Annotated in this window: 27 protein-coding genes; 20 read left to right on the forward strand and 7 right to left on the reverse strand. The window is 65.4% G+C overall.

The window, feature by feature from the left end:
* The first annotated feature begins 259 nt into the window (after positions 1 to 259).
* Positions 260 to 1630 carry an ammonium transporter gene (locus tag ACO2Q9_RS20110; RefSeq protein ID WP_423314070.1) on the forward strand — a complete coding sequence of 457 codons (1371 nt, stop codon included), beginning with the start codon at positions 260 to 262 and terminating at the stop codon, positions 1628 to 1630.
* Positions 1631 to 1642: 12 nt separating this feature from the next.
* Positions 1643 to 2053, forward strand: a complete 411-nt coding sequence (locus ACO2Q9_RS20115; protein ID WP_423314072.1) for a hypothetical protein — start codon at positions 1643 to 1645, stop codon at positions 2051 to 2053.
* Here the strand turns inward: ACO2Q9_RS20115 and ACO2Q9_RS20120 are convergent.
* The gene (locus tag ACO2Q9_RS20120) at positions 2027 to 3724 is read right to left on the reverse strand and encodes a GMC family oxidoreductase (RefSeq protein WP_423314074.1); all 1698 of its coding nucleotides are present in this window, start codon (positions 3722 to 3724) and stop codon (positions 2027 to 2029) included. The genes ACO2Q9_RS20115 and ACO2Q9_RS20120 overlap by 27 nt on opposite strands.
* Before the next feature lie 133 nt (positions 3725 to 3857).
* The gene (locus tag ACO2Q9_RS20125) at positions 3858 to 5396 is read right to left on the reverse strand and encodes a CoA-acylating methylmalonate-semialdehyde dehydrogenase (protein ID WP_423314076.1); all 1539 of its coding nucleotides are present in this window, start codon (positions 5394 to 5396) and stop codon (positions 3858 to 3860) included.
* A gap of 174 nt (positions 5397 to 5570) precedes the next feature.
* Between ACO2Q9_RS20125 and ACO2Q9_RS20130 the strand changes: the two genes are divergently transcribed.
* From ACO2Q9_RS20130 to ACO2Q9_RS20155, 6 genes are all read left to right on the forward strand, one after another.
* Positions 5571 to 6512, forward strand: a complete 942-nt coding sequence (locus ACO2Q9_RS20130) for a LysR family transcriptional regulator (protein ID WP_423314077.1) — start codon at positions 5571 to 5573, stop codon at positions 6510 to 6512.
* Positions 6513 to 6665: 153 nt separating this feature from the next.
* Positions 6666 to 7793 carry an MlaE family ABC transporter permease gene (locus tag ACO2Q9_RS20135; protein WP_423314080.1) on the forward strand — a complete coding sequence of 376 codons (1128 nt, stop codon included), beginning with the start codon at positions 6666 to 6668 and terminating at the stop codon, positions 7791 to 7793.
* A 2-nt stretch (positions 7794 to 7795) separates the two neighbouring features.
* Positions 7796 to 8629, forward strand: coding sequence for an ABC transporter ATP-binding protein (locus tag ACO2Q9_RS20140; protein WP_423314081.1), 834 nt, complete (start codon positions 7796 to 7798; stop codon positions 8627 to 8629).
* Positions 8630 to 8640: 11 nt separating this feature from the next.
* Positions 8641 to 9615, forward strand: coding sequence for an MlaD family protein (locus ACO2Q9_RS20145; protein WP_423314083.1), 975 nt, complete (start codon positions 8641 to 8643; stop codon positions 9613 to 9615).
* 7 nt (positions 9616 to 9622) lie between these two features.
* Positions 9623 to 10324 carry an ABC-type transport auxiliary lipoprotein family protein gene (locus ACO2Q9_RS20150; RefSeq protein ID WP_423314084.1) on the forward strand — a complete coding sequence of 234 codons (702 nt, stop codon included), beginning with the start codon at positions 9623 to 9625 and terminating at the stop codon, positions 10322 to 10324.
* Between the two features lie 9 nt (positions 10325 to 10333).
* Positions 10334 to 10894, forward strand: a complete 561-nt coding sequence (locus tag ACO2Q9_RS20155) for a Crp/Fnr family transcriptional regulator (RefSeq protein WP_423314086.1) — start codon at positions 10334 to 10336, stop codon at positions 10892 to 10894.
* Positions 10895 to 10933: 39 nt separating this feature from the next.
* On the opposite strand, the gene ACO2Q9_RS20160 is transcribed toward ACO2Q9_RS20155, so the two are convergent.
* Both ACO2Q9_RS20160 and ACO2Q9_RS20165 read right to left on the reverse strand, forming a co-directional pair.
* Positions 10934 to 11551 carry a MarC family protein gene (locus tag ACO2Q9_RS20160; RefSeq protein ID WP_423314088.1) on the reverse strand — a complete coding sequence of 206 codons (618 nt, stop codon included), beginning with the start codon at positions 11549 to 11551 and terminating at the stop codon, positions 10934 to 10936.
* A gap of 2 nt (positions 11552 to 11553) precedes the next feature.
* Positions 11554 to 12318 (reverse strand): SDR family oxidoreductase, encoded by a 765-nt coding sequence (locus ACO2Q9_RS20165; RefSeq protein ID WP_423314089.1) that lies wholly within the window; start codon positions 12316 to 12318, stop codon positions 11554 to 11556.
* 158 nt (positions 12319 to 12476) lie between these two features.
* Between ACO2Q9_RS20165 and ACO2Q9_RS20170 the strand changes: the two genes are divergently transcribed.
* Together ACO2Q9_RS20170 and ACO2Q9_RS20175 are read left to right on the forward strand one after the other, a co-directional pair.
* A complete protein-coding gene (locus ACO2Q9_RS20170; protein WP_423314091.1) occupies positions 12477 to 13166 on the forward strand; it encodes a dienelactone hydrolase family protein in 690 nt (229 codons plus the stop codon).
* 49 nt (positions 13167 to 13215) lie between these two features.
* The gene (locus ACO2Q9_RS20175; RefSeq protein WP_423314093.1) at positions 13216 to 14064 is read left to right on the forward strand and encodes an amidohydrolase family protein; all 849 of its coding nucleotides are present in this window, start codon (positions 13216 to 13218) and stop codon (positions 14062 to 14064) included.
* Between the two features lie 21 nt (positions 14065 to 14085).
* Here the strand turns inward: ACO2Q9_RS20175 and ACO2Q9_RS20180 are convergent, their stop codons facing one another.
* Positions 14086 to 14976, reverse strand: coding sequence for a LysR family transcriptional regulator (locus ACO2Q9_RS20180; RefSeq protein ID WP_423314095.1), 891 nt, complete (start codon positions 14974 to 14976; stop codon positions 14086 to 14088).
* Between the two features lie 205 nt (positions 14977 to 15181).
* Between ACO2Q9_RS20180 and ACO2Q9_RS20185 the strand changes: the two genes are divergently transcribed.
* Positions 15182 to 15478 carry a DUF4148 domain-containing protein gene (locus ACO2Q9_RS20185; protein WP_423314097.1) on the forward strand — a complete coding sequence of 99 codons (297 nt, stop codon included), beginning with the start codon at positions 15182 to 15184 and terminating at the stop codon, positions 15476 to 15478.
* 22 nt (positions 15479 to 15500) lie between these two features.
* Here the strand turns inward: ACO2Q9_RS20185 and ACO2Q9_RS20190 are convergent, their stop codons facing one another.
* Together ACO2Q9_RS20190 and hemB are read right to left on the reverse strand one after the other, a co-directional pair.
* A complete protein-coding gene (locus ACO2Q9_RS20190) occupies positions 15501 to 16610 on the reverse strand; it encodes a magnesium transporter CorA family protein (RefSeq protein ID WP_423314099.1) in 1110 nt (369 codons plus the stop codon).
* 20 nt (positions 16611 to 16630) lie between these two features.
* Positions 16631 to 17644 carry a porphobilinogen synthase gene (gene hemB / locus ACO2Q9_RS20195; protein ID WP_423314101.1) on the reverse strand — a complete coding sequence of 338 codons (1014 nt, stop codon included), beginning with the start codon at positions 17642 to 17644 and terminating at the stop codon, positions 16631 to 16633.
* A gap of 254 nt (positions 17645 to 17898) precedes the next feature.
* Here hemB and ACO2Q9_RS20200 point away from each other — a divergent pair, with 254 nt between their 5' ends.
* The 9 genes from ACO2Q9_RS20200 to ACO2Q9_RS20240 all read left to right on the forward strand — a co-directional run.
* Positions 17899 to 18339, forward strand: coding sequence for a CopD family protein (locus tag ACO2Q9_RS20200; protein WP_423314103.1), 441 nt, complete (start codon positions 17899 to 17901; stop codon positions 18337 to 18339).
* Positions 18340 to 18351: 12 nt separating this feature from the next.
* Positions 18352 to 19461 carry a VanZ family protein gene (locus ACO2Q9_RS20205; RefSeq protein WP_423314105.1) on the forward strand — a complete coding sequence of 370 codons (1110 nt, stop codon included), beginning with the start codon at positions 18352 to 18354 and terminating at the stop codon, positions 19459 to 19461.
* A 9-nt stretch (positions 19462 to 19470) separates the two neighbouring features.
* A complete protein-coding gene (locus tag ACO2Q9_RS20210; RefSeq protein WP_423314107.1) occupies positions 19471 to 19836 on the forward strand; it encodes a (2Fe-2S) ferredoxin domain-containing protein in 366 nt (121 codons plus the stop codon).
* Between the two features lie 11 nt (positions 19837 to 19847).
* A complete protein-coding gene (locus tag ACO2Q9_RS20215) occupies positions 19848 to 20480 on the forward strand; it encodes an alpha/beta hydrolase (protein WP_423314108.1) in 633 nt (210 codons plus the stop codon).
* An 89-nt stretch (positions 20481 to 20569) separates the two neighbouring features.
* Positions 20570 to 21724 (forward strand): D-alanyl-D-alanine carboxypeptidase family protein, encoded by a 1155-nt coding sequence (locus ACO2Q9_RS20220; RefSeq protein WP_423314110.1) that lies wholly within the window; start codon positions 20570 to 20572, stop codon positions 21722 to 21724.
* 148 nt (positions 21725 to 21872) lie between these two features.
* Entirely contained in the window at positions 21873 to 22250 is a 378-nt protein-coding gene (gene rpsL / locus ACO2Q9_RS20225) for a 30S ribosomal protein S12 (RefSeq protein ID WP_017759704.1), read from the forward strand.
* Between the two features lie 159 nt (positions 22251 to 22409).
* Positions 22410 to 22883: a 30S ribosomal protein S7 gene (rpsG, locus tag ACO2Q9_RS20230; protein WP_169168111.1), complete on the forward strand. Its 474-nt coding sequence runs from the start codon at positions 22410 to 22412 to the stop codon at positions 22881 to 22883.
* 71 nt (positions 22884 to 22954) lie between these two features.
* Positions 22955 to 25057, forward strand: a complete 2103-nt coding sequence (fusA, locus tag ACO2Q9_RS20235; RefSeq protein ID WP_423314114.1) for an elongation factor G — start codon at positions 22955 to 22957, stop codon at positions 25055 to 25057.
* A 202-nt stretch (positions 25058 to 25259) separates the two neighbouring features.
* On the forward strand, positions 25260 to 25384 hold a 125-nt coding region (locus ACO2Q9_RS20240), incomplete at its 3' end, for a GTP-binding protein (protein WP_236585750.1).

A 25384-nucleotide genomic window follows, 5' to 3' on the forward strand; every position in this document is an offset into this window, starting at 1 on the left:
TGTCGGCCCGTTTGCGAGTGGAATGACTGTAACGGCTGCACCGAGTCTGTGCATTAGGACTTACCCGTGCGTCGGCGCGGCGTGCGTTTTGTCCGCGATGTGAGAAAAGTCGCGGACTGGCGCGGGGTTGGGCCGCTTTGGCACGACTTGTGCTCCATGCACCAAAGTAGTCATAACAAAGGCGCCAGACATGAATTTCGCGCAAAAAGCCATACGCCGTATGGCGGTCGGGTTGGGAACCGTGGTCTTGGGATTGGGGATGTTGGGAGGAACGGGGCACTCGCATGCGCAGGCACCTTCTGCTCCCGCTGCGCCATCGGCAACCGCCGCGCCTGCCGTGGTCGTCGCTGCAGCGCCCGCGGTGGCCGAAACTGCACCGGCACCGGTCACACGCCCCGGTCTCGTGGATCAGAGTTCCCTCAACGGTGCAGACACCGCCTGGATGCTGGTGTCCACGGCGCTGGTCCTGCTCATGACGCTGCCCGGCATCGCGCTCTTCTACGCCGGCATGGTGCGCAAGAAAAGCGTGCTCAACACCATGGCCTGCGTCGTCGGCATCGCGGCGCTGGTGTCCATCCTCTGGTTTGCGGCGGGTTATTCGTGGGCGTTCACGCCGGGTAGCGGATTCATCGGCGACACCTCGCGCATGTGGTTCGCCGGTATGGACTACATGAAGGAGGCCGGCAAGGTGTCGGTGAGTCATGTGGCGCCGAACATTCCCGAGTCGGTCTACGCGATGTTCCAACTGACCTTTGCGATCATCACGGCCGCCCTGATCGTCGGCGCATTCGTGGAGCGCATGCGCTTCTCGGCCATGTTGTGGTTCATCGGCATGTGGTCGCTGCTGGTTTATGCGCCGATCGCGCACTGGGTCTGGGAGCCGGGCGGCTGGCTCGCCCAGATGGGAGCGCTGGACTTTGCGGGTGGTGCGGTGGTGCACATCAACGCAGGCGTATCGGGGCTGGTGTGTGCTTACATGCTCGGCCCGCGCCTGGGTTACGGGCGCGAACCTTTCGAGCCTTTCAACCTCGGTCTGACGATGGCCGGCGCCGGCATGCTGTGGGTCGGCTGGTTCGGCTTCAATGCGGGCTCTGCCGTGGCGGCCGATGGTCGCGCAGGGCTGGCCATGCTGGTCACGCATCTGGCGGCATCGGCCGGCGCGCTGGCGTGGATGGCGGGTGAATGGACGGTGCGTGGCAGGCCTTCATTGCTGGGTCTGTGTTCGGGCCTGGTGGCCGGACTGGTCGCGGTGACACCTGCCGCAGGGTTCATCACGCCGGGCTCGGCGGTGATCATCGGCGTGGTGGCGGGCCTGGCCTGCTACTGGGGCGCCACGGGTCTCAAACGCCTGCTGCGCGCGGACGATTCGCTCGACGTGTTCGGCGTGCATGGCATCGGTGGCATCGTGGGCTCGCTGCTCACCGGCCTGCTGGCCAGCAAGACAGTGTCGGGCGTGGAGGGCAACTTCCTCACACAGCTCATCAGCGTCGGGGCCGTGGCTGCCTACAGTGCCATCGGCACGGCGGTGTTGCTGGGGTTGACCATCGTGATCGTGGGCCTGCGTGCTGACGAACAGGCCGAGCAGACCGGCCTGGACATCGCACAGCACCGCGAACGCATCGGCCACTGACCAGGCGCGTCCATGTCCGTGATGCCCAACGATCGTGTCGCGGTTGCAGCGCACCTGCACGTGCTGCTGCGCCGTCGCACGGGCCGCGTGACCGATACCGAGTGGATGGCCACCAACAGCGAATATGCGCAGGCCATGATCAAGTTCGCGCGCCAGCGTGCCGTGGAGGACAAGGCGCCCGAGCTCGAGGAGTGGGCCACGCGTCTCGAACGCGCCTGGGCGGCACCCATCGAGCAGGCGCGGGCCACGTTCATGGAGGCAGCGGTTCGCACGGTGAGCATGCGCGTGAACCCGACGGCGGACGCACCGTCCCCGCCTCCGGCGCCGCCCGGATCTCCCGGCGCGCCGCCACCCAAGCCGCCAGGGGGGCCGCCACCGCCGCCACCGGCGGGTGGCTCACGCTACGTCGGCGGTCTGCGCTGAAGCAGGAACTTCGGCAGCGGTTGCCGCTGCAGCACCGTCCTCCGCAATCCAGCCCGCAGCCTTCTCGGCCATCATGAGCGTCGGGCTGTTGGTGTTGCCGCTGGTGATGGTGGGCATCGCGCCCGCATCGACCACGCGCAAGCCGGCGATCAGTCCGCCGCGCCCGTCGCGCACGCGCAGGCGCGAGTCGAGCACGGCCATCCGGTCGCCGTCAGCGCCCATGCGCGTCGTGCCCACCGGGTGGAAGATGGTCGTTGCGATGTCACCGGCCAGTCGCGCGAGGTCTTCATCGCTCTCGTACTGCGGGCCCGGTTTCCATTCTTCAGGCTTGTACTTCGCCAGTGCCGGTTGTGCGGCGATGCGGCGCGTCACGCGCAGCGAATCAGCCGCGACCTTACGGTCCTCCTCGGTGCTCAGGTAATTCGGTGCAATGGCCGGCGCATCTCCGAAGCGCGCACTGCGGATGCGCACCGTGCCGCGGCTCGTCGGGTTCAGGTTGCACACGCTCGCGGTGAATGCGGGGAAGCTGTGCAGCGGCTCGCCGAATGCGTCCAGCGACAGCGGCTGCACGTGGTATTCGAGGTTGGGCCATTCATGGTCGGCCGAAGAGCGTGTGAACGCGCCCAGCTGCGATGGCGCCATGCTCATCGGCCCGGTGCGCTTGAACGCGTATTCGAGGCCGATGCGCGCCTTGCCGAACAACGAGGACGCCAGCACGTTGAGCGTGGGCGCGCCGTTGATCTTGAAGACGGCACGGATCTGCAGGTGGTCCTGCAGGTTCGCACCCACGCCGGGCAGGTCCACCACCGGCGCGATACCGTGTTGCTGCAACAGGTCGGCCGGGCCGATGCCCGAGAGCTGCAGCAACTGCGGCGAGCCGATGCTGCCGCCGGACAGCAGCACTTCGCGCGTGGCATGTGCCGTCACCATCTGCTGGCCGTCCCACACCTGCACGCCGGTACAGCGCTGGCTGCCGTCCGGCTGCTTTTCCAGCACGAGCCGCGTGGCCTGCGCGGTGGTCCACATCACGAAGTTGCTGCGGCCATAGCAGGTGGGACGCAGGAAGGCCTTGGCCGTGTTCCAGCGGAAGCCGTTCTTCTGGTTCACCTGGAAGTAGCCCACGCCTTCGTTGCTGCCGCGGTTGAAATCGGTGGAATGCGGAATGCCGGCTTCTTGCGCGGCCTGTGCGAATGCGTCGAGGATGTCCCAGCGCAGGCGCTGCTTTTCCACGCGCCATTCGCCACCCGCGCCGTGCATTTCGTCGGCGCCGAGGTAGTAGTCCTCGTGCTCCTTGAAGGCAGGCAGCACCTGGTTCCAGCGCCAGGTGTCGTCACCGGTGATCTGCGCCCACTGTTCGTAGTCGCGCGACTGCCCGCGCATGTAGATCATCCCGTTGATGCTCGAACAGCCACCCAGCGTCTTGCCCCGCGGATAGCGCAGCGCACGGCCGTTCAGACCCGCGTCCGGCTCCGTCTGGTACAGCCAGTCCGTGCGCGGATTGCCGATGCAATACAGATAACCGACCGGGATGTGGATCCAGTGGTAGTCGTCCTTGCGCCCCGCCTCGATCAGCAGCACCCGCACCCGGCGGTCCGCCGACAGCCGGTTCGCCAGCAGACTGCCCGCCGTGCCACCGCCGATGACGATGTAGTCAAACGTTGTCTCACTCACTTCTTTGTCTCCATCCCCGGTCGCACGCCGGGATTCAAGGCCAGTGCACCCACGGAACCGGCTCCGCCGGGCCGTCGGGCCGTCGGGTGCGCCCCCCTTTGGGGGGAGGCGGCCAAAGGCCGCTTCGGGGGGATTACTTGCTCACAGGCATGACGAACTCCGCACCCTTCCCGATGCTTTCGGGCCAGCGTTGCATCACGCTCTTTTGCTTCGTGTAGAAGCGCACGCCTTCTTCGCCGTAGGCGTGCATGTCGCCGAAAAGCGAGCGCTTCCAGCCGCCGAAGCCGTGCCAGGCCATCGGCACCGGGATCGGCACGTTGATGCCGACCATGCCGACCTGGATGCGGCGCGAGAACTCGCGCGCCACGTGGCCGTCGCGCGTGAAGCAGCTCACGCCGTTGCCGAACTCGTGGTCGTTGATGATCTTCACCGCTTCGGCGAAGTCCTTCACGCGCACGCACGAGAGCACGGGGCCGAAGATTTCTTCCTTGTAGATGCGCATGTCGGTGGTCACGTGGTCGAACAGCGTGCCGCCCATCCAGAAGCCGTTGTCGCAACCCTTGCCTGCCACCTTGCCCGCAAAGCCCCGGCCATCCACCAGCAGCTTCGCGCCTTCCTTCTGGCCTACGTCGATGTAGCCCGAGATGCGCGCGTGCGCCGCGCCGGTGACGATCGGGCCCATCTCCGCGTCCAGATTCATGCCGTCCAGCACCTTGAGCGTCTTGGTGCGCTCGATGAGCTTGGGGATCACCTTGTCCGCCACGTCGCCGACCAGCACCGCGACGCTGATCGCCATGCAGCGCTCGCCGGCCGAGCCGTAGGCAGAGCCGATCAGCGCGTCCACGGCCTGGTCGAGGTCGGCGTCGGGCATCACCACCATGTGGTTCTTCGCACCGCCGAGTGCCTGCACGCGCTTGCCGTGGTGCGCGCCGGTTTCGTAGATGTAGTTGGCGATCGGCGTGGAGCCGACGAACGACACCGCCTTTACATCGGGGTGCACCAGCAGCGCATCGACCGCCTCCTTGTCGCCCTGCACGACGTTGAACACGCCGTCGGGCAGGCCCGCCTTCTTGAGCAGCTCGGCCATGAACAGCGACGCGCTCGGGTCCGTCGGGCTGGGCTTGAGCACGAAGGTGTTGCCGCAGGCGATGGCCACGGGAAACATCCACATCGGCACCATGACCGGGAAGTTGAACGGTGTGATGCCGGCCACCACGCCCAGCGGCTGGCGCATGGTCCAGTTGTCGATGCCGGTGGAGACCTGCTCGGTGTAGTCGCCCTTGAGCAGTTGCGGGATGCCAGTGGCGAACTCGACGATGTCGATGCCGCGCGTCACTTCGCCCTGCGCATCGGTGAACACCTTGCCGTGTTCGAGCGTGATCATCTTCGCGAGCGCGTCGCGGTTCTGGTTGAGCAGCTCGAGGAACTTGAACATCACGCGGGCGCGGCGCAGCGGCGGAAGGTCGGCCCAGGCGGGGAAGGCAGCCTGCGCGGTGGCCACGGCCTTGTCCACCTCGGCGCTGCTGGCCAGTGCGACACGGCCCGACACGGCGCCGGTGGCGGGGTTGAACACGTCGGCATGACGGCCGCCCGCGGGCAGGGCGGGTGCGCCGCCGATCCAGTGGGCGATGACGGGTGCGCTGTTGGCAAGGTTGGAAACGGGTGCGTTCACGGTGCGGGCCTTTGGAGGGAGGGACGGTTGATGTGCTGGACTCCGCAGGAAGTCTAGGCGCGAAGCCCCGCTTTGAAAATACGGAAAACCTGACTACATTGTTCGATTCGCCGAACAATCCAAGGCCGGATAAGAGGGTAAACCCGAATGAGTACGCACAGCCGAATCACCCGGATGGCCCCGGTCATCGCCGACCTGCACCTGCTGGTGGTGCTTGGCCAGACGCGCAGCTACACCCAGGCCGCGCGTCGGCTCGGCCTGTCGAAGGCGACGGTCAGCCTGCGCATCAGCGAGCTGGAGCGCGCGGCCGGCGTGCCGCTGGTGCGGCGCACGACGCGCTCCGTCGCGCTCACGGCCGCCGGTCAGCAGCTCGTGGCGGACACCGAGTTGCCGTTCACCCGCATCGAGCAGAGCTTCGCCGCGGTGCGCGACCTGGCGAGCACGCCCCGCGGTCTGGTGCGCGTGACGGCGCCGGTGGCGCTGGGCCGCCAGCACATCACGCCGCTGCTGGCGAAGTTCCTTCGCCGCTATCCGGAAATCCGCATCGAGCTCGACCTGACTGACCGCTTCGTCAACCTCGCGCAGGAAGGCTTCGATCTCGCGATCCGCCACACCCAGGTGCCGCCCGACACGCATGTCGCCTGGACGCTGTGCGAGACGCGCTCGCTGCTGGTGGCCAGCAGCGACTACCTGCGCCGGCGAGGTTCGCCGCAACAGCCACTCGACCTCGCGGGACACGACTGCCTGCTGTACCTGCGCGACGGGGCGGGGCAGAACTGGTCGTTCGAGCGGGCGACGGGCCGCAGGGTGCCGGCGGTCACCGTTCCCGTGACCGGGCCGCTCAAGGCGAACAACAGCGAAGCACTGCGCGATGCCGTGGTCGCCGGGCTCGGCATCGGCTTGCTGCCGGACTTCAGCGCCATGGTGCAGCAGGGCGCGACGACACCGGCATGGACGCTGGCAAAAGGCCTGCAGGTCGTGCTGCCCGACTGGCGTCCGCAAGGCTTCTTTGGCGGCAACATCCATGCGATCCGCCCGTGGTCTCCCCAGGTGCCACGCGCGGTGCAGGCGCTGGTGGACCATCTGCGCGAAAGCATGGCGGGCGGCTTTGCCTGACCGGACCGCCTACCGCATTTCAGGGAGGCGGCGGAAATTCCGTCTTTTGCCTACACCGCACGCCTGTGGAGACGTTAGGATGCACGATTGCCTGTTCCCAGTGCAACGACAGCCGTAACCATGGCCATAGCGACTGCCACATCGACAGACTCAATGGGGGAATCAACACCGAGCATCCGCCGTGACGACACGCCGCAAGGCGGCAGCGTCGTGGCCACGGGCGACTGGACGGCGGCGAGCCTGACAGCGGTCGCGGCGTGGAAGCCCCTGCGCGATGCGCTTTCTGCTTCGCCCAAGGGCGGCGCGCCAGAGACATGGGACCTTCGCGGCATCACGCGGCTGGACCACGTCGGCGCGCAATTGCTCTGGAACCACTGGGGTCGTCGCTGGCCCGCGAAGCTCGAAGCCGAAGCGCCGCAGCGCGCGGTGCTCAAACACGTCGAGCAGTACAGCGTGGAGCAGCCCGCAGAACAGCGCCCCAGCTGGAAGTCGCACTACCTTGCGCTCGGCGCGCGCTTGATGCTTCTGGTCGACCACCTGAAAGACCTCGTGCGCCTCGTCGGCCAGCTTTTCCTGGACCTGCTGAAGCTCGCGCGCGCGCCGCACGAAGGCCCGTGGCGGGACGTGTCGGGGCACCTGTACCACATCGGCGCGACCGCGATGCCGATCACCGCGCTCGTGGGCTTCCTCATCGGCGTGGTGCTGGCGTACCTGACCTCGCAGCAGTTGCGGCAGTTCGGCGCGGACGCATTCATCGTGGACATCCTGGGCCTTTCGCTCATCCGCGAGCTCGGGCCGGTGCTCGCCGCCGTGCTCATCGCAGGGCGTTCCGGTTCGGCCATCACCGCGCAGATCGGCGTGATGCGCGTCACCGAAGAACTCGACGCCATGCGCGTGATGGGTATCCCGCATGGCTTCCGCCTCGTCATGCCGCGCGCGATGGCGCTCGCGGTGGCGATGCCGCTCATCACCGTGTGGACCACGCTGGCGGCGCTGATGGGCGGCATGCTCGCGGCCGACCTGTCGCTGGGCATCACACCGAATTTCTTCTTCACGGCGCTTCCGAAGGCGGTGGAGTTCTCCAATCTCGCGCTCGCGCTGTCCAAGTCGGTGGTGTTCGGCGTGCTGATCGCACTCATCGGCTGCCACTACGGCCTGCGCGTGGAGCCCAATACCGAGAGCCTGGGCCAGGGCACGACGGCGTCGGTGGTGACGTCGATCACGGTGGTGATCCTGGTGGACGCGCTGTTCGCCGTGGTGTTCAAGGGCGTGGGGGTCTGACCATGCGACCACCACACGCACCGCGCGCCGTCCCCGTCCCGCTCGACGATGTGACGTCCATGGTCGACATCCGCGGCCTGTGGACCGTGTTCGACGGACACGACGGCGAAGTCGTGATCCACCGCGACCTCGATCTGTCCATCGCGCGCGGCGAGGTCGTGTCGCTCGTCGGCGGCTCGGGCACCGGCAAAACGGTGTTGCTGCGGCAAATCCTCGGGCTGGAGCATCCGGCGCGCGGCAGCGTCACCGTGCTCGGGCAACCGGTGGATCGGATGGGCGACAAGGGCGCGGCCAGCCGTGTGGGCATGCTGTTCCAGCAGGGCGCGCTGTTCTCTGCCTTCAGCGTGCTCGAGAACATTTCATTCCCGTTGCGCGAGTTGCGCACGCTGCCCGAAGACCTGATCCGCGACGCCGCGCTGGTGAAGCTGCAGATGGTGGGCCTGGACGTGAAGCACGCGCACAAGATGCCGGCCGATCTGTCGGGCGGCATGATCAAGCGCGTGGCCCTGGCTCGCGCGCTCATCATGGACCCGCCGTTGCTGTTGCTGGACGAGCCGACCGCCGGCCTCGACCCCGAAAGCTCCGACGGCTTCTGCACGCTGCTGCGGTCGCTGCACCGCGAACTCGACCTCACTGTGGTGATGGTCACGCACGACCTCGATACGCTTTACGAGCTGAGCACGCGCATCGCCGTGCTGGCGCAGCAGAAAGTCATCGTCAACGGGCCGCCGAAGGACGTCATCGCCTTCCCGCACCCGTTCATTCGCGAATTCTTCCTCGGAGAACGCGGGCAGCGCGCCATGGAGCTGCTGCGCGAATATCCGTTTGCAGTGTAGAAAGGCCTCACATGGAAAACAAAGCCCATGCCCTTGCAGCCGGCGCCTTCGTCCTCGGCGTCGCGGCGCTGATGGTGGCGCTGGCCCTCTGGCTGATGCGCGATACCGAAGTGCGTAACGTGTACGAGATGTCCACGCGCGAATCGGTGGCCGGGCTGCAGCCGCAGGCCGCGGTGCGTTTCCGCGGCATCTCGGTCGGGCGCGTGACGGAGATCGGCTTCGACCCGCAGACCAAAGGCAATGTGCTCGTGCGCATTTCGGTGGACGACGAAACGCCGATCACGCGCTCCACTTTCGCAACGCTCAGCTACCAGGGGGTGACGGGCCTGGCCTTCATCCAGCTCGACGACGACGGCAAGTCGAGCGAGGCATTGCCGCCAGGCGCAGGTCAGTCGGCGCGCATTCCCCTCAAACCTTCGCTGTTGTCGCGCCTGACCGATCGCGGCGAGGCGATCCTGGTGCAGGTGGAGCAGACCACGCAGCGCATCAACCAGATCCTGGGCGAGGACAACCAGAAGCTCTTCAGCGGCGCGATGCAGAACATCGGCGATGCCGCCGGTGGCGTGCACCAGCTGACGCAGCGCCTCGATGCCACCATCACGAAGAAGCTCGATCCGGCGCTCGATGCGTTTGCGCCGGCCGCACGCGACACCAGCAGCGCGATGAAGGCCCTGCAGGAGGCATCCAGCTCGGTGGAGAAAAGCGCCGACGAGATCGCCAAGACCGCGCAGCGCCTGAACGAGAAGGACGGCCCGATCGACCGCCTGGCGGAAGGAACGCAGGCGCTCTCGCATGCGGCGGATTCGTTCAACTCCGCCACGCTGCCGCGCATCAACCGCGTGACGGAAGAAACCTCGCGCGCGGCGCGCCAGCTCAGCCGTGCTGCGAATTCCATCAACGACAACCCGCAATCGCTGCTGTTCGGCAATGGCCAGGTGCCACCCGGCCCGGGCGAGCAGGGATTCAAGGCTCCGGCCGCGAAGTGAGCATGCCATGAAGAACCACCCAGACAACGTCCTCCCGCGCCGTCACACCAGGGCCCTGATGGTCGTGACCGCTGCCCTGGCGCTTGCCGGTTGCGCCCTGCCCGACAAGCCGACGCGCCCCGCGCTGTTCGACTTCGGCCCAGGCACGCTGACACCTCAACCAACGAACCGCATGGCGCCGCTGCCGGCGCTCGCGCTGGCCGAGATCGATGCCAACGGCCTGCTCGACAGTACGGCCGTGCTGTACCGGCTGGGCTACGACGATCCGCACCAGCTGCGCCCGTATGCGCTGGCACGCTGGAGCATGTCGCCGGGCCAGCTGATCCGCCAGCGGCTGCGCGAGACGCTGGGCCAGCGACGCGCCATCCTCAATGCCGACGAAGGCGCGTCGCAGACCCGCCGCGACGGCTCCATTCCCTACGTGCTGCGCATCGAACTCGAGGAGTTCAGCCAGCACTTCCAGTCGCCCACGCAAAGCGCCGGCGTGGTGCGGCTGCGGGCCACGCTGGTGGACAGCACGCCGGCCGGCGAGCAGTTGCTGGGCCAGCGCACGGTGCTCGTGCAGCGGCCTGCGCCCTCGGCCGACGCACCGGGCGGCGTGCGCGCACTTGCGGCAGCCACGGATGCGGCGGTCGAGGAAATCTCGCAGTGGCTGCAACAGACACAGCCGGCATCCACCACGCCGGCCAGACCGGCCACACCACGCTGAAACATCGCCATGCCCAGCCCGAGCGTCGAAGAGCAGTTGAAGGAAGCCGGTCTCGAACTGGCCGGCACCTGCCAGGGCATGGCCGGCCGCGGGCCACGCCTGTTGCACAACGCCGCGCTGCTGGAAGACTTCACCGCCGACGAAATGGACGCGCTTGGCAGTGCGATGCCGATGCTGCGGGCCGCTCCGGGGCAGGTGCTCATCAACGAAGGTGAAGTCGGTGAATGGATGCTGTTGCTGCTCTCCGGCACGGTGGATGTGACCAAGCGGACGCCGACCGGCGAAGTCTCGCGGCTGGCTGTCATCCGCGAAGGCGCGGCCATCGGCGAGATGTCCATGCTCGACGGTGAACCGCGTTACGCGACCTGCACGGCCATCGATGCGGTGGAGGCTGGCGTTCTCACGCGCAGCGCCATCGCGCTGCTCATCCGCGAGCACCCGGGTGTGGGTGCGAAGCTGCTGGTGAAGCTCACGCAGCTGCTGGCCCAGCGCCTGCGCAACACCAGCAACCAACTGGTGAAGATGGTGCAGGCCGCAGCGGATTCGCAGGAAGAAAGCGAAGCGCGCTGACAGTTTCAGGTGGCGCAGTGAAGGAAGCCGGCCGGCGGCTCAGCCCAGGCCGGGAAAGATCTTGTGCAGACCTTCAGCCATCACTTCTACCGCGAGCGCGGCGAGGATCAGGCCCATCAGTCGCGTCATCACATTGATGCCTGTCTTGCCCAGCACCCGCGCGATCGGGTCGGCCAGCGCGAAGCACACCGCCGTGGCCAGACCCACCACCACGCCGTAGCCCACGAGCGTGAGCAGTTGCCAGAAGGTCTTGGCGCGCTCGGCATAGATCACCACGGTGGAGATCGTCGCCGGACCCGTGAGCAGCGGAATGGTCAGCGGCACCACGGCAATGGAGGCGCGCGCAGCGGCTTCTTCCATTTCGTCGGGGTTGGATTTGTGCTCCGCGGGTTGCGCGTTGAGCATGCTCATCGCGCTGATGAGCAGCAGCATGCCGCCGCCCACCTGGAAGCTCGCCAGCGAGATGCCGAAGAACTCGAGGATCTGCAGGCCGAGCAGCGCACTTGCGGCGATCACCGCGAACGCGCTGAAGGCGGAGATGCCGATCGTGCGGCGGCGTTCGGCGCGTGGCAGGTCCTGCGTGAAGTGGATGAAGAAAGGCACGATGGCCAGCGGGTTCACGATGGCCAGCAACGTGATGAGCGGCTTGAGGTCCATGCTCAGCGTCCTCCGGAAACTTCAAGCAGCGACATGGTGGTGTAGCTGGCCGCCGGCGAGAGCAGCCAGACGATGGATTCGGCCACTTCGTCGGCCGTGCCGCCGCGGCCCATGGGCACCTGCGGGGAAAGGTCGCGCACGCGGTTGGGCAACCCGCCTGAGGCGTGGATGTCGGTTTCGATGAGTCCGGGCCGCACCGCATTCACGCGGATGCCTTCCGCCGCGACTTCCTGCGCAAGGCCGAGCGTGAGCACATCGATCGCGCCTTTGCTGGCCGCGTAGTCCACATACTGGTTGGGCGAGCCCAGGCGCGCCGCCGCGCTGGACACGTTGACGATCGCGCCGCCGCGCCCGCCGTGGCGCGTGCTCATGCGACGCACGGCCTCGCGCGCACAGATGAAGGCGCCGATGACGTTGATGTCGAACATGCGCTTGAGGCGCGCATGGCTCATGCCGTCCACGCGCTGCGGCGCGTCCACCACGCCCGCGTTGTTTACCAGGCCGTCGAGCCGGCCGAATTCGCGGTCCAGTGTCTCGAACATGCGGAGGATCTGGTCTTCGTGCGCCACGTCGGCCTGAAAGGCCATGGCGCGGCCGCCGATCGATTCGATCTGTCGCACCACGTCCTGCGCTGCCGACGCCTGTGTGGTGTAGTTCACCGCCACGGTCCAGCCCTGACGCGCCGCAAGCCGCGCAGTGGCGGCACCGATGCCCCGGCTGCCGCCGGTGACGAGCAATACCTTCCTGTCGAGTTCCTGCTTGTCCAATTCCCGTCTCCTGCAAGGAATGTTGTTCCCGGTTAAAACCCGCGTACCGATCACCGCATGACTGCCGCATTACAACACCGGCTGCGGATTGCTGGCGCAGAATACGGCCTACCTTTCGTCCAACCATTTCCACCGACATTCAACCGAGGAGCATTGACATGGGCAGTTTCGTCGAACTCACTTCCGCCGACGGATTCAGTTTTCCCGCTTATGTGGCGGAGCCTTCGGGCAAGCCGCGCGGCGCCATCGTGGTGTTGCAGGAAATCTTCGGGGTCAATGCGCACATCCGCGCCGTGACCGACGGCTACGCGCAGCACGGCTATCTGGCTGTTGCGCCATCCACCTTCCATCGCGTCAAGCCGAATGTGGACCTGGGCTACACCAAGGAAGACATGGAAGCCGGCATGGGCCTGAAGGCTGCGGTCGAGGCGCTGCCTGCACCCGGCGTCATCCGCGACATCCAGGCCGCAGTGGACCATGCGGGCAAGACCAGCGGGGGCAAGGTCGGCATCGTCGGCTATTGTTACGGGGGCCTGCTGACCTGGCGCTCGGCTGCGCTGGTGTCGGGCCTGAGCGCGGCGGTGCCGTACTATGGCGGTGGCGTCACCACACCGGAAGAAATCGCGCGCAAGCCGCAGGTGCCGGTGCTCGCGCACTTCGGCGATCAGGACCACTGGATCCCCATGGACACGGTGGACGCGTTCCGCACGGCGCACCCTGAAGTGGAATCGCATGTCTACAACGCCAACCACGGTTTCAACTGCGACCATCGCGGCTCTTACGACGAGGCCGCTGCCAAACTCGCGCTGGAGCGTACGCTGGCGTTCTTCAGCAAGCACGTGGGCTGACATGATGGGTGTGCGTCGGCTGATCAGTGCGTCCGCCAGGTCATGGCTCATGAAGGCAGGCATCGTGGCCGCGTTGCAGGGTGCCGGCGTTGCGGTTGCCGCCGACTACGCCGACCCGCTGTTCGACGCGCACCTGCACTACAACATCGAGGCGCAGTCGCCGTATCCGCTGGCCGACGTGCTCGCGCGCATGAAGCGCAACGGTGTGAAGGCCATCGTCGCCAACAGCCGGCCGAACGATGGCACCAAGGCTCTTGCTGCGGCGAAGGGGCAGGCAGAGGCGGCGGGTGTGGCGGTGGTGCCGTTCATCCGCCTCTACCGCAACCGTGAGGATTACACCAACTGGTTCCGCGACGACACCATCTACGACATGGTGCTCAGCGAGTTCTCGCGCGGCACCTCCAACGGGCCGTACAAAGGCATCGGCGAATTCCATCTGTACGACGGCGGCAACGCCAATGGCCCGATCGCGAAGAAGCTCATGCAGTTCGCGCAGGAGAAGGATCTGGCGGTGCTGGCGCACGTGGACGATGTGGCCATCGACCTGCTGATGGCGCATGCACCCAGGGCGAAGCTGATCTGGGCGCACACCGGCATCGGCGGCCCGCCGGTGTCGCGCGTCGACGCGCTGTTCACGCGCTACCCCACCCTGATGGGCGAGCTGTCGTACCGGCCCGGATTGACCTGCGCCGGGGGCACGCTGTGCCCCGAGTGGCGTGCGCTGATGCAGAAGTACCCGGACCGTTTCATGATCGGCTCGGACACCTGGATCAACCAGCGCTGGGAGATGTACGACGAGCTCATGAAGGGTTACCGCGTCTGGCTCGGCGACCTGCCCCCGGAGCTCGCGCGCAAGGTGGCGTGGGACAACGGCGCGCGCCTGTTCGGCGTGAAGTAGGTCCGAACGGGGCCAGCCGGCTCAGTCTTCCTTCCAGCGTGCTTCCAGCCACGACAGCAGCGCCCGCAGCGCAGCGCTGTTGTGGCGTCTTTGCATGTAGGCCGCGTAGAGCCACATGTCGCGTGGCATGAATTCCTCGAGCACGGGCTTGAGCCGGCCGGCCTGGATTTCGTCTTCCACCAGCGCGCGCGGCAGATAGGCCATGCCCAGGTCGTGCAGCGCAAGCTGTGCGAGCGGTCCGCCGTCGTTGGCTTCGGCGCGGGTGTGCACCTGCACTGCGATCGGCTGACCTTGGGCATCGGCGAAATGCCATTCCGGGTTGTGGCCGGTGAGCGAATACGTCAGCGCATCGAACTCGCTGAGTTGTTCCGGATGCGTCGGCTCGCCATGCTCGGCCCAGAAGGCCGGCGTCGCGCACACCACGAACTGCATGCGCTTGAGCTTGCGCGCGATGAGTGACGAATCGTTCAGCCGGCCCACACGCAATGCGATGTCCACCCCCTGCTCGACGAGATCGACCACGCGGTTGCTCAGGTGCAGGCTCACCGACACCTTGGGGTGTTCGCGCATGAAATCCGCCAGCAAGGGCGGCAACTCGGCGTTGCCCATCGCATAGGTCGCGGTGAGTTTCACGCGACCGCTGGGCTGGAGGGCGCGCTGCTGCAGTTCGGCGCGCGTGACGTCGATCATCTCCATCAGGGGCGTGCTGCGCTCCAGCAGCAACGCCCCGGCGTCGGTCAGGCTCACGGTGCGCGTGGACCGGTTGAGCAGGCGCACGCCGAGCTTGGTTTCGAGTTCGGCCACGTACTTGCTCACGTTGGCCTTGGAAACGTCGAGTGCCCGCGCAGCCTGCGAGAAGCTGCCGCGCTGCGCGACTTCGCGGAACGTCCGCATCAGTTCTAGGGTGTCCATTGTTTCCTTTGTCGAAACACTCTGGTTCTTTTTCTGGCTGTTTAAAGAGGCAACTCGGGACGCATTTCTGATTCACAGGAAATGCAGTGTTTGCAAACCTGGAGACAGAAGAACTGCGGTGAAGCCCGCCACTCCCTGAGTGGTCGTGCCCATCCGGGGTTCCTCTCAGATAGTGACTCTTTATATTTTTGAAAGACAGAACATCATGAACGCATCCAAATTCCTCGCCGTTGCCGCCCTTGCTGCCGTTGCTTCCTTCGGTGCCCACGCTGACGAAGCGGACGGCTCGCAGTTCGCCGTTCAGTTCGAAGGCACCCGCACCCGTGCTGAAGTGCAGGTCGAAGCCGTGGCACAAGCCCACGCCAAGGACGCCAACATTCCTTCCGCTTCGCGCGTTGCTGCCCCGGTGAAGTCCAGCCTGGACCGCGCTACCGTGCGCGCACAAGCGGCTGAAGCCGTGCGCCTGGGCCAGATCCCCGCTGGCGAAGCCGCCTACCTGTAATGCAGGCAGGCCCGGGATGGGCCTAGCGTCCGCTGGTGCGCGCGAGATACTGCTTGCGCCAGAAGACCAGGCCCAGTCCCAGGGCAATGAGGACCATGGACCCCATGGCCCACCAGAAGCCGGACTGGTTGTGAAGCAGCGGGATGAACTCGAAGTTCATCCCGAAAATGCCTGCGATCAGGTTCAGCGGAAGGAAGATGGCCGTCAGCGCGGTCAGCACGCGCATGATGTCGTTGGTGCGGTTGCTCTGCGCCGAGAAGTGGATCTGGACCACCGTCTCGGCACTCTGCTCCAGCCGGCGCACATGGTGCACGACGCGCTCGACGTGCTCGATCACATCGCGTGAGCGGGCGATCAGTCCGTCGCGCTCCACCTGCGTCATCGCACCCGGCGGCTGCTCTCGCAGCGTGTCCAGCCATTCCTGCATGGCGTCATGCTGTTCCTCGCACAGGTCCTCGAGGGTGTGCAATTCGTTGCGCGCCACCATGAGGGCATTCCAGTTGGCAAAGCGTGAGTGCGGCTTGAGCAGTTCCTGCTGCCAATGGTCCAGCTGCGCGGAAAGCTGCTTGCGCAGTTCGAGATAGCTGTCCACCATCAGGTTGACCATGCGCAGCATCAGGTCGGCCGGGCTTGCGGGCAGGCGGCTGCGCGCGGTGGCCGACAGGCCTTCGTTGTACACCGCGTCCGCCAGATAGCGCTCGATGAACGAACGCGCGGTGAAGCAGCCATCCGGGTGCACGGAGATCAGCAGGCGGTCGAACACCACGAACCCCACGGCTTTCGTGCGGATGCGCCGGAACGCAGCCGGTGCGTGCACGCGCGCGATCTCGGATGCCGAGGCGAGCGACTCCTCCATCGATTCTTCCTGCGTGGCCAGACGCCGGAAGATGATCAGGTCGTAGATGGAGGTGTAGTCGTAGTGCGAAGGGTGCGTGGCATTGGCCAGATCCGCGTTGTGCAGGTCGAGCAGGTGCGAGCCGCCCAGCCGTTGCGCCGCAAGCTGGAGTTCCGGCAACTCCTTGTCGAGCGCATCGCGTTCAAGGTAGATCCACACGAAGCCGCCTTCGGGTACGACGTCGGGAATCTGCTCGGAGAAGCGCAGCGTACCGGGGCGGAACTCGACGATCTGCATGGCAGGCCCGGGGTTGTCGTTCAGCCGCGCAGCTTGCGCGCTGCGTCGATGGCGAAATAGGTCAGGATGCCGTCGGCACCTGCGCGCTTGAAGGCCAGCAGGCTTTCCATCATCACCGCGTCGTGATCGAGCCAGCCATTCTGCGCAGCGGCCTTGAGCATCGCGTACTCCCCCGACACCTGGTACACGAACGTCGGCATGCGGAAGGTGTCCTTCACGCGGCGCACCACGTCCAGGTACGGCATGCCCGGCTTGACCATCACCATGTCCGCACCTTCGGCGATGTCCAGCGCCACTTCGCGCAACGCCTCGTCGGTGTTGCCCGGGTCCATCTGGTAGACCTTCTTGTTGCTCTTGCCCAGGTTGGCCGCCGAGCCGACCGCGTCGCGGAACGGGCCGTAGAACGCGCTCGCGTACTTGGCGCTGTACGCCATGATGCGCGTGTGCACAAGGCCCTGTGCCTCGAGCGCGGTGCGGATTGCGCCGATCCGGCCGTCCATCATGTCGCTGGGCGCGACGATATCCACGCCGGCCTCGGCTTGCACCAGTGCCTGGCCGACCAGCTGCTTCACTGTCACGTCGTTGAGGATGTAGCCCGTGTCATCCAGCAGGCCGTCCTGGCCGTGGCTGGTGAAGGGGTCGAGCGCGACGTCGGTCATCACGCCGAGATCGGGGAATTCCTTCTTGAGTGCTCGCACCACGCGCGGCACGAGGCCTTCGGGGTTCAACGCTTCCGCGCCGTCCGCCGTCTTGAGCGACGGCTCGATCACCGGGAACAGTGCCATCACCGGGATGCCGAGCTTCACGCACTCTTCCGCCACCGGCAGCAGGAGGTCGAGCGTGACGCGCTCGACGCCCGGCATCGACTTCACGGCCTCGCGCAGGTTCTTTCCGTCCGTCACGAAGACGGGGTAGATGAAGTCGTGCGAAGTGAGCTGGTGCTCGCGCACGAGGTTGCGCGTGAATTCATCGCGGCGCAGGCGGCGCGGCCGGCTCGCGGGGAACGGGGGCAGTGGAGATGGCAAGACTTGCATGTTGAAAATTGTGCCCCATTAGAAGCTCACGGTTCCTCTTCATTCCAAGAACTATTGGGTTACTTGCGATTGGAGAGCAAACGAAAAGCTTGAACGGGCATAGGGGCTTTGTTAAATTACCCCTCGGGCGGCTTGCCGCCCCCCGCTTTTCCTCCCTGAGCGGGCGCCTTGATGTGTGACAGCAAAAAGGCTTCTGCAGCCCGGCTTCGTGCCGGGCTTTTTTTTGTGGCCCCAAGCTGCCCTAAACTGCAGCGATGCTCTGGGTGAAATCGCTCCACATCGTCTTCGTCGTCAGCTGGTTCGCCGGGCTGTTCTATCTTCCCCGCATCTTCGTCAACCTGGCCCAGATACAGGCCGACGGTGCCGCAGACACGCAAAAGGAGCGCGACAGGCTGCTGCTCATGGCCCGCAAGCTGATGCGCTTCACCCATATCCTCGCGGTGCCGGCGCTGGCTTTCGGCCTCTGGCTTTTCATGGTGTACGGCATCGGGCGTGGCCCGGGCAACGGCTGGATGCACGCAAAGCTGGCGGTCGTGCTGCTGGTGCTGGGCTACCACCATGGCTGCGCACTGTTGCTGCGCAAGTTCGAGGCAGGACGCAACACGCGTAGCCATGTCTGGTACCGCTGGTACAACGAAGTACCCATCGTGCTGCTGCTGGCCGCCGTGATCCTGGTGGTCGTCAAGCCTTTCTGAGCGCGGCTGGCGATGCGTCACCAATCGACCTCGGCCTGGCCCCTTGCTCTCGTCTACTCCGTGCTCGTGGTGTACGCGAGCCTGTATCCCTTCGGCGACTGGCGCGACCAGGGCATCATGCCGTGGGCCTTCCTGGCTGCGCCGCTGCCGCGCTACTGGACCGGATTCGATGTCGCCTCCAACGTGCTGGGCTACATGCCCATGGGCTTCCTGCTGGCGGTGAGTGCCTTGCGTGGGCCGATGGCTGCCAGCGGAAAGGTGGCGCTCGCGATGGCCGCGCTGGTGTCGGCGGTGCTTTCGCTGGCCATGGAGATGCTGCAAAGCTACCTGCCGATGCGCGTGCCATCCAACGTCGACCTTGCGTTGAACATCGGCGGGGCTCTGGCGGGCGCCATCGTTGCGCTTGCGCTGGACGCAACAGGCGTGCTCGACTGGTGGAGCCGTTTCCGCGAGCGCTGGTTCGTGCCGCAGGCGCGGGGCGTGCTGGTGCTGCTGGCACTCTGGCCGGTGGCGCTGCTCTTCCCGGCTGCCGTGCCATTCGGGCTCGGGCAGGTGCTGGAGCGGCTCGAGGCAGCGCTGGGCGAACTGCTGGTGGACACGCCGTTCCTCGCCTGGCTGCCGGTGCGCGACGTGGAGCTCCAGCCGCTGGTGCCGGGGGCGGAGCTGTTGTGCGTGTTGCTCGGCGTGCTCACGCCGTGTCTGCTGGGCTACAGCATCATCCGCACCGCAGGCCGCCGGATCATCCTGATGCTGCTTGTCGTGGGGGCGGGCCTTGCAGCATCGGCGCTGTCGGCCGCGCTGAGCTATGGGCCCGTCCATGCCTGGGTGTGGTTCAGTGTGCCGGTGCAGGTGGGCGTGGTTGCCGCCATGCTGCTGGCCCTGTTGCTGTTGCCGCTCACCCGTCGCGGTTGCACGGCACTGGCGCTGCTCGCACTCGGGGTGAGCCTCAGCGTGCTCAATCAGGCGCCGACCAGCGCCTACTTCGCGCAGACGTTGCAGACCTGGGAGCAGGGGCGCTTCATCCGCTTTCATGGCATCGTGCAGTGGATCGGCTGGCTGTGGCCTTATGTGGCGCTGGTGTATGCGCTGACGCTGCTGTCGCGCCGCGAGCGCGAAACCTAGAATCGCGGCATGGCCCAATCTTCCAACGTCGGCTCGTCGCCCACGAGCTCCTCTTACTACGAGCGGCATATCTTCTTCTGCCTCAACGAGCGCAAGAACGGCGAAGACAGCTGTGCCCGCCATCACGCGCAGGACGCTTTCGACCACTGCAAGGCGCGCGTCAAGGCCGAGGGTCTTGCCGGCCCGGGCAAAGTCCGCGTGAACAAGGCGGGTTGTCTGGACCGATGCGCCGCGGGCCCTGTGGCGGTGGTCTATCCCGAGGCCGTCTGGTACACCTTCGTGGACAAGGACGACATCGACGAAATCGTCGAGTCGCATCTCAAGAATGGCCAGGTGGTCGAGCGTCTGCTGACGCCGCCCCATCTCGGCCGCTGAGACGGCAAGTGATGAACAAACAGACAGAACGGTTCACGCTGCAGGGCGGCGCGGGTGACATCGAAGCCCTTCGCGACGAGCCCGATGCCCAAGCGGGTGAGCCGCATGGCACGGCCGTCATCGCGCATCCGCACCCGCTGTTCGGCGGCACCATGGACAACAAGGTGGTGCAGACACTGGCGCGCGCCTTCGTGCAGAGCGGCTGGCGTGTGGTGCGCTTCAACTTCCGCGGCGTGGGGGGCAGTGCCGGCGTGCATGACGAAGGGCGTGGCGAGGCCGAGGATTTCCTGGCCGTCGTCAACCAGGTGGCGCCGGAAGGAACGCTTGCGCTCGGCGGCTTTTCCTTCGGCTCGTTCGTGACCTGCAGCGCGCTCGCCTCACTCTGGCCGGCTCGCAATGTCGAGCAACTGGTGCTGGTCGGCACGGCGGCTGCGCGCTTCACGGTTCACGCCATCGCGCCGGAACTCCATGAGCGCACGCTGGTCGTGCATGGCGAGCAGGACGACACCGTGCCGCTGGCCGCCGTGATGGACTGGGCACGACCGCAGTCACTTCCCGTGACAGTCTTTCCCGGAGGCGGGCATTTCTTTCACGGACAATTGCCCCTGCTCAAAAGCGTGGTGATGCGCCACTTGCGTGCCTGACACCGCCGGCAATGCCGGTTGTCGAGCGCTGCCGTTGCTGGCCACCTGCTGATTCATTCCTTTCGATCCCTTCTTCGATTCCTGCCTTCATGAAACGTTTCTTCCTTGCCCTCGTGCTCGCCTCGCTGGGCCTCGTCGCCCGCGCCCAGACCCAGATGCCACAGCCGCCCGAAATCGCGGCGCGCAGCTACCTGCTGGTGGACGTGACGTCCGGCCAGGTGCTGGCGCAGAAGGACGCAGGTGTCCCGGTCGAGCCGGCCTCGCTGACCAAGCTCATGACGGCCTACATCGTGTTCGATGCGCTGCGCTCGAAGAAGATCGACCTGAAACAGGCGCTGCCCGTGAGCGAGCGCGCCTGGAAGATGCCGGGTTCGCGCATGTTCATCGACCCCAAGATGCGCGTGCCCGTCGAAGACCTCATCAAGGGCATGATCGTCCAGTCGGGCAATGACGCCACCGTGGCGCTGGCCGAAGGCGTGGGCGGCACGGTCGAGCGTTTCGTGCAACTCATGAATGACCAGGCGAAGGCGCTGGGACTGAAGGGCACGAGTTACCGCAATCCGGAAGGGCTGACCGAACCCGGCCACACCACGACGGCGGCCGACCTCGCGCTGCTGTCCACCCGCCTGATGCAGGAATTTCCCGACTATGTGGGTTTCTACGCCATCAAGAAGTACCGCTATGAAGGTACGCCCGCAGCCAATGACACCAACCGCAACCTGCTGCTGTTCCGCGACCCGACCGTCGACGGTCTGAAGACCGGCCATACCGCCGCCGCGGGGTACTGCCTGATCGCCACGGCCAAGCGCGACTTCCCCAACCTCGATGGTCGCCGCCTGTTGTCGGTGGTGCTGGGCGCATCCAGTGAGAACGCCCGGGCCAATGAGTCCCAGAAGCTGCTGAACTGGGGTTTCACCGCGTTCGAGGCGGTCAAGCTCTTCGACGCCGGCCAGCCCGCCGCGACGCCGCCGGTCTGGAAGGGGACGAGCAACGTCATCAAGCTCGGCCGCAACCAGCCGATCGTCGTGGCTGTGCCGGCGGGCAGCGCCGGCAAGGTGCAGACGCAGCTGGCGCGCCCGGAGCCGCTGGTGGCACCGTTTGCCAAGGGACAGACCGTCGGCTCCCTCAAGGTGAGCCTGGACGGCCAGCCGCTGGCCGATTTGCCGCTGGTGGCGCTGGAGCCGGTCGAGCAAGCCGGCCTTCTGGGCCGTGCCTGGGATGCGATCCGTCTGTGGATCAAGTGATTTGCGCGGAAGTGAGTGCGGGCTGACATTGCTTGCACTCCCGGATTTGCGGCGCAAAGCCTGAACTGCTACACTCGTGGGCTTTTCGGAAAATTCCGAAGGGATTCACGTTTTCGTTTAGATATCAAACGTTTAGGGACGTTTTTCAATGCCAACCATCAATCAACTGGTGCGTCAGGGGCGCGAGGTCGAGAAGACCAAGTCCAAAAGCCCTGCGATGCAGAACTCGCCGCAGCGTCGCGGTGTGTGTACCCGCGTGTACACCACGACGCCGAAGAAGCCGAACTCGGCTCTCCGCAAGGTCGCCAAGGTCCGTCTGACCAACGGCTTCGAAGTCATTTCCTACATCGGCGGTGAAGGCCACAACCTGCAGGAACACAGCGTGGTGCTGGTTCGCGGCGGCCGTGTGAAGGATCTGCCGGGTGTGCGTTACCACATCGTTCGCGGTTCGCTGGACCTGCAAGGCGTGAAAGACCGCAAGCAGTCGCGCTCCAAGTACGGTGCCAAGCGTCCGAAGAAGGCCTGATTCTTCTGACATCAATCGGTGTTCGAATCGCCCAGGCTGGCGGTGTCGAACGAAGTGACCCGAAGCGCGGAATGGTCTGCGTGGGTCGAGTAAGTGAGGGTCCTGATGGCTCTCGCGGTGTCTTGAAAAAGATGCCAACTGAAGCAAAGAGGTGAACAAATGCCACGTCGTCGCGAAGTCCCTAAACGTGAAATCCTGCCGGATCCCAAGTTCGGCAATGTCGAGCTGTCCAAATTCATGAACGTGATCATGGAAGGCGGCAAGAAGGCGGTCGCAGAACGCATCATTTACGGTGCGCTCGACCTGATCGAGAAGAAGCATCCTGACAAGGACCCCCTGGAAGCCTTCGTTGTTGCCATCAACAACGTGAAGCCCATGGTCGAAGTGAAGTCCCGCCGCGTCGGCGGCGCGAACTACCAGGTTCCCGTGGAAGTGCGCCCGGTGCGCCGTCTGGCGCTGTCGATGCGCTGGATCAAGGAAGCCGCCCGCAAGCGCGGCGAGAAGTCCATGGCCCAGCGTCTGGCCAACGAACTGCTGGAAGCGACCGAAGGTCGTGGCGGTGCCATGAAGAAGCGTGACGAAGTGCACCGCATGGCCGAAGCCAACAAGGCGTTCAGCCACTTCCGCTTCTAAGTTCCAGCCCCATATACGGATGTTGCTGGCCCGCCAAAAGCGGGCCGGCTGTCCATTCAACGGAGAAAATCATGTCTCGCAAGACCCCAATCGAGCGCTATCGCAATATCGGTATCTCGGCCCACATCGACGCCGGCAAGACGACGACGACCGAGCGCATCCTGTTCTACACGGGCGTGAACCACAAGATCGGCGAAGTGCACGACGGCGCGGCCACGATGGACTGGATGGAGCAGGAGCAGGAGCGCGGCATCACGATCACGTCTGCTGCGACGACCTGTTTCTGGAAGGGCATGGACCTGTCCTACCCCGAGCACCGCTTCAACATCATCGACACCCCCGGCCACGTGGACTTCACCATCGAGGTGGAGCGTTCCATGCGCGTGCTGGACGGCGCCTGCATGGTGTATTGCGCCGTGGGTGGCGTGCAGCCCCAGTCGGAAACCGTCTGGCGCCAGGCCAACAAGTACAAGGTGCCCCGTCTCGCGTTCGTCAACAAGATGGACCGTACCGGCGCGAACTTCTTCAAGGTCTATGACCAGATGCGCCTGCGCCTGAAGGCCAACCCTGTGCCGGTCGTGATCCCCATCGGTGCCGAAGAAGGCTTCACCGGCGTGGTGGACCTGCTCAAGATGAAGGCCATCATCTGGGACGAAGCGTCCCAGGGCATGAAGTTCAACTACGAAGAAATCCCGGCCCACCTCCTCGAGTCCGCCAAGGAATGGCGCGAGAAGATGGTGGAAGCCGCTGCCGAAGCGTCTGAAGAGCTGATGAACAAGTATCTCGAAGAGGGCGACCTCACCGAGGACGAGATCAAGCTCGGCCTGCGCACGCGCACCATCGCCACCGAAATCCAGCCGATGCTGTGCGGCACGGCGTTCAAGAACAAGGGCGTGCAGCGCATGCTGGACGCCGTGATCGACTACCTGCCTTCGCCGGTCGACGTTCCCCCGGTTCCCGGCTTCGACGAAGACGAAAAGGAAACCAGCCGCAAGGCCGACGACAGCGAGAAGTTCTCCGCGCTGGCATTCAAGCTGATGACGGACCCGTTCGTGGGTCAGTTGACCTTCGTGCGCGTGTATTCAGGTGTGCTCGCCAAGGGCGATACCGTCTACAACCCGGTGAAGGGCAAGAAGGAGCGTATCGGCCGTATCGTGCAGATGCACGCGAACGAGCGTATCGAGGTCGAGGAAATCCGTGCCGGCGACATCGCTGCCTGCGTGGGCCTGAAGGACGTCACCACGGGCGAAACCCTGTGCGATCCCGATGCCATCCTGACGCTGGAGCGCATGGTGTTCCCCGAGCCCGTGATCACGCAGGCCGTCGAACCCAAGACCAAGACCGACCAGGAAAAGATGGGCATGGCCCTGCAGCGCCTGGCCGCTGAAGATCCGTCGTTCCGCGTGAAGACCGACGAAGAGTCCGGTCAGACCCTGATCGCCGGAATGGGCGAGCTCCACCTCGAAATCATCGTGGACCGCATGAAGCGCGAATTCGGCGTGGAAGCCAACGTGGGCAAGCCCCAGGTTGCCTACCGCGAAACCATCCGCAAGACGGTGGAAGAGGCCGAAGGCAAGTTCGTGCGCCAGTCCGGCGGCAAGGGCCAGTACGGTCACGTCGTGCTCAAGATCGAGCCGAACGAAGCCGGCAAGGGTGTGGAATTCGTCGACGCCATCAAGGGCGGCGTGGTTCCTCGCGAATTCATCCCGGCCGTGGAAAAGGGCATCAACGAAGCCGTGAACCAGGGCGTGCTCGCCGGTTACCCGGTGGTCGACGTCAAGGTCACGCTGCACTTCGGTTCGTACCATGACGTGGACTCGAACGAACTGGCGTTCAAGATGGCTGCCATCTTCGGTTTCAAGGAAGGCTGCCGCAAGGCGAACCCTGTCATCCTCGAACCCATGATGGCCGTGGAAGTCGAGACGCCGGAAGACTACGCCGGTACCGTGATGGGCGACCTGTCGTCGCGTCGCGGCATGGTGCAGGGCATGGACGACATGGTCGGTGGCGGCAAGGCCATCAAGGCCGAAGTCCCGCTGTCCGAAATGTTCGGCTACTCGACCTCGCTGCGTTCTGCCACGCAAGGCCGCGCCACGTACACGATGGAGTTCAAGCACTACGCCGAAGCTCCGCGCAACGTGGCCGAGGCGATTGTCGCCGCACGGGCAAAGTAAGGCCCACCCCCGAAGCGGCTTTGCCGCTTCCCCCTCAAGGGGGCATCACCAGCGGCCCGGCAAAGCCGGTTCCGCGGTGATCTCGCAAAGAGGATCGTTATTTGTCTTTGGCGCCACCTCGTGTGGTTGGCCCGCTGCCCGTGGCGAGGCCTCTGCTGGAGACGTTAAACAGTCACGGGTATTGTTCTTTCTGGAGATTGAAATGGCAAAAGGCAAGTTTGAGCGTACGAAGCCGCACGTGAACGTGGGCACGATCGGTCACGTGGACCATGGCAAGACGACGCTGACGGCGGCGATCACGACGGTGCTGTCCACGAAGTTCGGTGG

It is taken from the genome of Variovorax sp. VNK109, assembly GCF_049445855.1.
GTDB lineage: Bacteria > Pseudomonadota > Gammaproteobacteria > Burkholderiales > Burkholderiaceae_C > JAGOCV01.

Excerpts from the sequence above, each read along its gene's own strand:
- ACO2Q9_RS20110 (WP_423314070.1), top strand. The coding sequence starts at position 260 with ATGTTGGGAGGAACGGGGCACTCGCATGCGCAGGCACCTTCTGCTCCC.
- ACO2Q9_RS20115 (WP_423314072.1), top strand. The coding sequence starts at position 1,643 with ATGTCCGTGATGCCCAACGATCGTGTCGCGGTTGCAGCGCACCTGCAC.
- ACO2Q9_RS20130 (WP_423314077.1), top strand. The coding sequence starts at position 5,571 with ATGGCCCCGGTCATCGCCGACCTGCACCTGCTGGTGGTGCTTGGCCAG.
- ACO2Q9_RS20135 (WP_423314080.1), top strand. The coding sequence starts at position 6,666 with ATGGGGGAATCAACACCGAGCATCCGCCGTGACGACACGCCGCAAGGC.
- ACO2Q9_RS20140 (WP_423314081.1), top strand. The coding sequence starts at position 7,796 with ATGCGACCACCACACGCACCGCGCGCCGTCCCCGTCCCGCTCGACGAT.
- ACO2Q9_RS20145 (WP_423314083.1), top strand. The coding sequence starts at position 8,641 with ATGGAAAACAAAGCCCATGCCCTTGCAGCCGGCGCCTTCGTCCTCGGC.
- ACO2Q9_RS20150 (WP_423314084.1), top strand. The coding sequence starts at position 9,623 with ATGAAGAACCACCCAGACAACGTCCTCCCGCGCCGTCACACCAGGGCC.
- ACO2Q9_RS20155 (WP_423314086.1), top strand. The coding sequence starts at position 10,334 with ATGCCCAGCCCGAGCGTCGAAGAGCAGTTGAAGGAAGCCGGTCTCGAA.
- ACO2Q9_RS20160 (WP_423314088.1), bottom strand. The coding sequence starts at position 11,551 with ATGGACCTCAAGCCGCTCATCACGTTGCTGGCCATCGTGAACCCGCTG.
- ACO2Q9_RS20170 (WP_423314091.1), top strand. The coding sequence starts at position 12,477 with ATGGGCAGTTTCGTCGAACTCACTTCCGCCGACGGATTCAGTTTTCCC.
- ACO2Q9_RS20175 (WP_423314093.1), top strand. The coding sequence starts at position 13,216 with ATGAAGGCAGGCATCGTGGCCGCGTTGCAGGGTGCCGGCGTTGCGGTT.
- ACO2Q9_RS20180 (WP_423314095.1), bottom strand. The coding sequence starts at position 14,976 with ATGGACACCCTAGAACTGATGCGGACGTTCCGCGAAGTCGCGCAGCGC.
- ACO2Q9_RS20185 (WP_423314097.1), top strand. The coding sequence starts at position 15,182 with ATGAACGCATCCAAATTCCTCGCCGTTGCCGCCCTTGCTGCCGTTGCT.
- ACO2Q9_RS20190 (WP_423314099.1), bottom strand. The coding sequence starts at position 16,610 with ATGCAGATCGTCGAGTTCCGCCCCGGTACGCTGCGCTTCTCCGAGCAG.
- hemB (WP_423314101.1), bottom strand. The coding sequence starts at position 17,644 with ATGCAAGTCTTGCCATCTCCACTGCCCCCGTTCCCCGCGAGCCGGCCG.
- ACO2Q9_RS20200 (WP_423314103.1), top strand. The coding sequence starts at position 17,899 with ATGCTCTGGGTGAAATCGCTCCACATCGTCTTCGTCGTCAGCTGGTTC.
- ACO2Q9_RS20205 (WP_423314105.1), top strand. The coding sequence starts at position 18,352 with ATGCGTCACCAATCGACCTCGGCCTGGCCCCTTGCTCTCGTCTACTCC.
- ACO2Q9_RS20210 (WP_423314107.1), top strand. The coding sequence starts at position 19,471 with ATGGCCCAATCTTCCAACGTCGGCTCGTCGCCCACGAGCTCCTCTTAC.
- ACO2Q9_RS20215 (WP_423314108.1), top strand. The coding sequence starts at position 19,848 with ATGAACAAACAGACAGAACGGTTCACGCTGCAGGGCGGCGCGGGTGAC.
- ACO2Q9_RS20220 (WP_423314110.1), top strand. The coding sequence starts at position 20,570 with ATGAAACGTTTCTTCCTTGCCCTCGTGCTCGCCTCGCTGGGCCTCGTC.
- rpsL (WP_017759704.1), top strand. The coding sequence starts at position 21,873 with ATGCCAACCATCAATCAACTGGTGCGTCAGGGGCGCGAGGTCGAGAAG.
- rpsG (WP_169168111.1), top strand. The coding sequence starts at position 22,410 with ATGCCACGTCGTCGCGAAGTCCCTAAACGTGAAATCCTGCCGGATCCC.
- fusA (WP_423314114.1), top strand. The coding sequence starts at position 22,955 with ATGTCTCGCAAGACCCCAATCGAGCGCTATCGCAATATCGGTATCTCG.